This window comes from Chamaesiphon sp. OTE_20_metabat_361, assembly GCF_031364565.1.
This window is the reverse complement of record NZ_JANLWO010000653.1, coordinates 1-4,281: the sequence shown is the minus strand read 5'-3', so window position 1 is coordinate 4,281 and position 4,281 is coordinate 1. Positions and strand designations below refer to the sequence as shown.

The 4,281-nt window shown below is 51.1% G+C and carries 3 protein-coding genes; 1 reads left to right on the top strand and 2 read right to left on the bottom strand.

What is annotated here, in order from left to right:
- On the bottom strand, nt 1-225 hold a 225-nt coding region (locus RMO35_RS18720; RefSeq protein WP_309743044.1), incomplete at its 3' end, for a DUF4332 domain-containing protein.
- A 97-nt stretch (nt 226-322) separates the two neighbouring features.
- Here RMO35_RS18720 and RMO35_RS18715 point away from each other — a divergent pair.
- Nucleotides 323-1,939 carry a rhomboid family intramembrane serine protease gene (locus RMO35_RS18715; protein ID WP_309743041.1) on the top strand — a complete coding sequence of 539 codons (1,617 nt, stop codon included), beginning with the start codon at nt 323-325 and terminating at the stop codon, nt 1,937-1,939.
- Between the two features lie 109 nt (nt 1,940-2,048).
- Here the strand turns inward: RMO35_RS18715 and RMO35_RS18710 are convergent, their stop codons facing one another.
- Nucleotides 2,049-4,253: a recombinase family protein gene (locus tag RMO35_RS18710; protein WP_309743039.1), complete on the bottom strand. Its 2,205-nt coding sequence runs from the start codon at nt 4,251-4,253 to the stop codon at nt 2,049-2,051.
- Nucleotides 4,254-4,281: the final 28 nt, after the last annotated feature.

Sequence of the window (4,281 nt, the reverse complement as noted above, 5' to 3'; positions counted from 1 at the left end):
GTACTGGCAGCCGACTCCGGGTAATCTGGCTAGATCTGCCAACGCTACTAACTTATTGACATACTGAATTTTGGCACCCAAACTACTGGCTAGTTGTTGCTTGGTAGCGGCATCTGGGGCGACTAAGAGGAGTTGCCCGGTAGTCATAATTCCTAACTCTTGCAGTAAAAGTTGTTCGGGCTTATTTAAACCCGGTAAATCGCCGATCGACCAATCGCAAATCATAATCAAAAAAAAGGTGAGAGGATAATCGATCGCGGGAGAAACTAAATCTTTAGTTAATATAGTAATTATCTAAGTAAATAGCGACGATTGAGTACGAATGGACTTTACGAGTATTGTTTTGGTGCAAATTGCGATCTTTAGCTGCTTAGCGCTATTATTACCGACATCCCGCAGTAATTCTAGCCTGAAGGTTGCCGCGATCGTCGTGCTGATTATGTTATCGATGAGCTGGTATTTTATGCCCGCTCTGATGATGAAGATCGGGATTTGGGCGTGGGTGTCGTTCGTGTTGCTACCCCTATTGTTGATGCGCCGCCTCGAAGCATTAGTCGATAGCTCGCAATTTGCCGCAGCCAGTCGGATGGCAAAATGGCTGAAATGGTTGGCACCGACGGATGGGATGTGGCACTATCACCACTTACTTCGGGCGTTAGCGATCGCTCAGACAGGACAATTTGAGACAGCTTACCAGATATTCGATCGCTATGGATTGGTAGATCTACCACACCAGAAATCTCACAGATCGACCGCGCTCGATCGCTCGGCAACTGCTTTATTATATCGTTCTACCGATCGCTGGTCGGAATATATTAGCTGGGTGCGAACGCGGCTCACCCGCGAGCAACTGGAGCTAGATGGCGGTACCAGCTTGGTTTTTTACCTGCGGGCGTTGGCAGAAACCGGAGACTTGCATCGGTGTATCATCGAAGTAACTAAACTCGCTCGCGATCGACAGCTCAATCATCAACAATTAAATCTGCTAAAAATCTATCTCCTCGCTTACTGTGGGCGCGTCGATGCCGTTATTCACACATGTGAAGGTTTGCTATCGATGTATCCCAGCGAGATCCATCAATTTTGGATCGGTACGGCTGAGCTAGCGGCTGGCAATAGCGGCGCAGCGATAGCGCAATTGACGGATCTCCGACATAGCACCACAGATAGCTGTATTCAGCAAGATATCGATTGGCGATTGTCCCAACCACTCCCAGATCTGGAAAAACTGAGTTCGTTAGATTGGGCGAGTATCGCTCAAATGGAGTCGGCACTGCTCCAAGATGTGCGCTATGGCGATCGAGCGCCGACTACTGCACGTACGCCGATTACCAACCTCTTAATCGCGGTGAATGTCCTAGTTTTTGGGCTGGAATTATTTGTTCGCGCTCGATTGGGCGATGACGATTTGAGGATTAGACTGTGGGGTGAATTGGCTACACCATTGGTAATTAACGGTCAATGGTGGCGGATAATTACAGCGAACTTTCTCCATGAGGGGATCTTGCACTTGGGAATGAATATGTTGGCATTGCTCTATCTGGGCAAATTTGTCGAGTATCGATTGGGAAGCTGGCGGTATCTGCTAGCCTATATTGCTGCGGGAATTGGCTCGATGGCGACGATTACCTATATCAGTACGAACTGGCTGCCGCAGCCGCCAACGATTGGTGCTTCTGGGGCGATTATGGGGATGCTGGGGGTTATCGGCGCAATCCATCTCAGCGGCTGGCGACAATCCAAAGTCGCTGCGGCTGGGCGGCAATTTCAAGCCGTGCTATTTAGTGTCGGGTTCCAGTTGGTGTTTGACATCACCAACGGGCGTACGAGTATTATCGGTCACTTTTCGGGCTTGACGATCGGCTTTTTAGTCGGGTTGCTACTCCTAAAATTTGGGAGCGCTCCGGCACTTCCCGCCCTCAATTCGAGTGCGGAGTGAATCGAGCATAAGTGGCTCAATGCGATTAAATATAAGTTGTTACCGCTCGAGATGCCTGCGACTGAAGTCGCGGCTGATGATGCAAAGTCCGCCTACGCGGACTGATTAACTAGTCCGCGTAGGCGGACTTTGCACTCCGAGCAGCGGTTGGAAACCGCTGAGGTTCTAGTTGAATAGCCACGCCATGCACTAGGGATAGCAATGCGCCCATCTGTTCTTGTCCGTTAGTTGCCAGATCGCTATTACAGAGGTAGAGTCGATCGTTAACTCGATAGAGCAGATCGCGTAAGATCCGCTCCAAGCGACGTTCGTCACTGGCTTGGGTATCTAGTTCCGTCCAGAGTTTGCCCATCCGATCTTGCAGCAACAGATTGGCACCATATAGCGTCGCGGCACCACCTTCCGCCCATAATGGCGAACCAACATCCAACCAAAAATGATAGGCGTGCGATCGCTTGCTAGCGCGGTACTGGAAGATATTTGAAAGCGTCACGGCGCGATCTTGCGGTTGCAAGGGACTGGTGGGGTAGGGGTTGGCACTGATGGTACCTTGACGGAGTAAGAGGATAAATTGCGCGGTAATCTGATGGGCGGATGCGAGATATTCCGCTGGGCTATGCGTGCGCTCGGATACTTGCCAGTAGTGTTGAGCGGTTTCCATCAGTTCGCGCAGGGCGGAAAGTTTTTGATATACCCGCGCCTTGGGAGCATCGCTAGGCAGGTAGCTACCTTGCTGGAAAAAATACCCGATGGCGTCATTTAATAAATTCAGGGGCGATGGTTGTTGCGATTGGGCGCGTTCTACCCACGCGAGAATCCGATCGTAAGCCTTGGTAGCACTCGCACCGAGTCGATCCCAGCGCGGGAAATTTGTGTAGGGGAGCAGGCGCGGCTGGGATAGCGAGGGCGCATAACAGTAGTCGGCAAGCAAGCCCGCCCGCACGGGATCGATCGAGGCGGCGATCGCATTTTGGGGCGGATGTAGTGGGCTGAGCGTCACGAGCAGATCGGCAACTTCATCCCGACTGGTAAGCTGTCCCAAATTTGGGTAAGTCAATGCGAGCAGCGTCAGCAGCGCGCGCACGCCCGGATCGCTATTGAGGGGAAGTTGAGCGTTGAGCGAGGCGAGCGGAATTTGCTGCTGGCTGAAGATATCGGTAATCGTCGCTCGCGAAATCGCATCTAAACCGGGCGCGATGATGGCCATCTCGCCCGGTGCCACTTTACCACTAGTAATCAGCGCGATCGCAGCATGGGCAGTCTCTTTGAGCATTTCCCCCCGCGTGCGCGTTTCGATCGTGCTGATGCTGGGCGGGAGGCTGGGCACATTGCCAGGATTAAGGACGGCGCTAACGATCGAATCGATACTACTATGGCTATCGACTAAAAGATTTGTCGGTAGCGAATCTAGATAAATAACTTGCCGATCTAGATCGGCTTTAGCACCCTGACAGCGAGCCTTTAAGCCTAATAAATAATCTGGATCGGCACTCAAACCCAACCGTACCATCCCATCGGGATTGTAACTAAATGCTCCCCACACTCCAGCATCTAACAAAAACTCGCAAATCTGTCGCCCGATCGCGGGATAATCATCCACATCATCAGCTAACATCACCCAATAGCGATCGCGTAACTGGCGCTGATATTCAGGCTGTGGTAATAAATATCGCCAGTATAACTCCGTCATAATCCCATAAGTCAGCAACCCGCGATCGAGACACCAATCCCGCCACTCGCTAGCTAAAGACTCTACGCACTGATAGATTTCGCCATTTTCACTCGCCCCAAACCCCTGGATGAGGATTGCTGGTAAATCCGCCAGGGGCGTACAACTATAGGCTGCCAATTGCAGTAAATCCAGAATCCGCCGCACGAATCGGTACTCAGACGGCGCAATTTCTCGCCAGTTGAGCCGTTCTAGCGCGGGTTGCCATAACTTAGTCGCCAACTCCTGCTCCGTCTCCGGACGCAATCTCAACGGGAAGTACGCAGGTAATCTTAACTTCTGAATCAGGAGGGGATAAAATAACAACACCTCCTCTTGAATAAATCCGATCGGCGTTTTGGCTGAGATTGGATATTTACCATGCGTCTTGGCAATTAATCGATCGCTGAGATCGCGCTTACTATCATCATTACCCGCCAACACCAAAATTTTGGCATCCCGCTCCGAATGTTTACTCCGGACAACTCGCTCGTCCAACCACTGACAAAATTGAGCAACTATCGCATCTGTTTTGCCACTGCGCGTACCACCCTCAATCCAAATTGCTTTACCCGACACACCCGCATCTCCAGCGATCGTACTCACACCTTATATTAGTACCTAAATATTATTA

Coding starts and splice junctions, on each gene's coding strand:
- RMO35_RS18715 (WP_309743041.1), top strand. CDS start 323: ATGGACTTTACGAGTATTGTTTTGGTGCAAATTGCGATCTTTAGCTGC.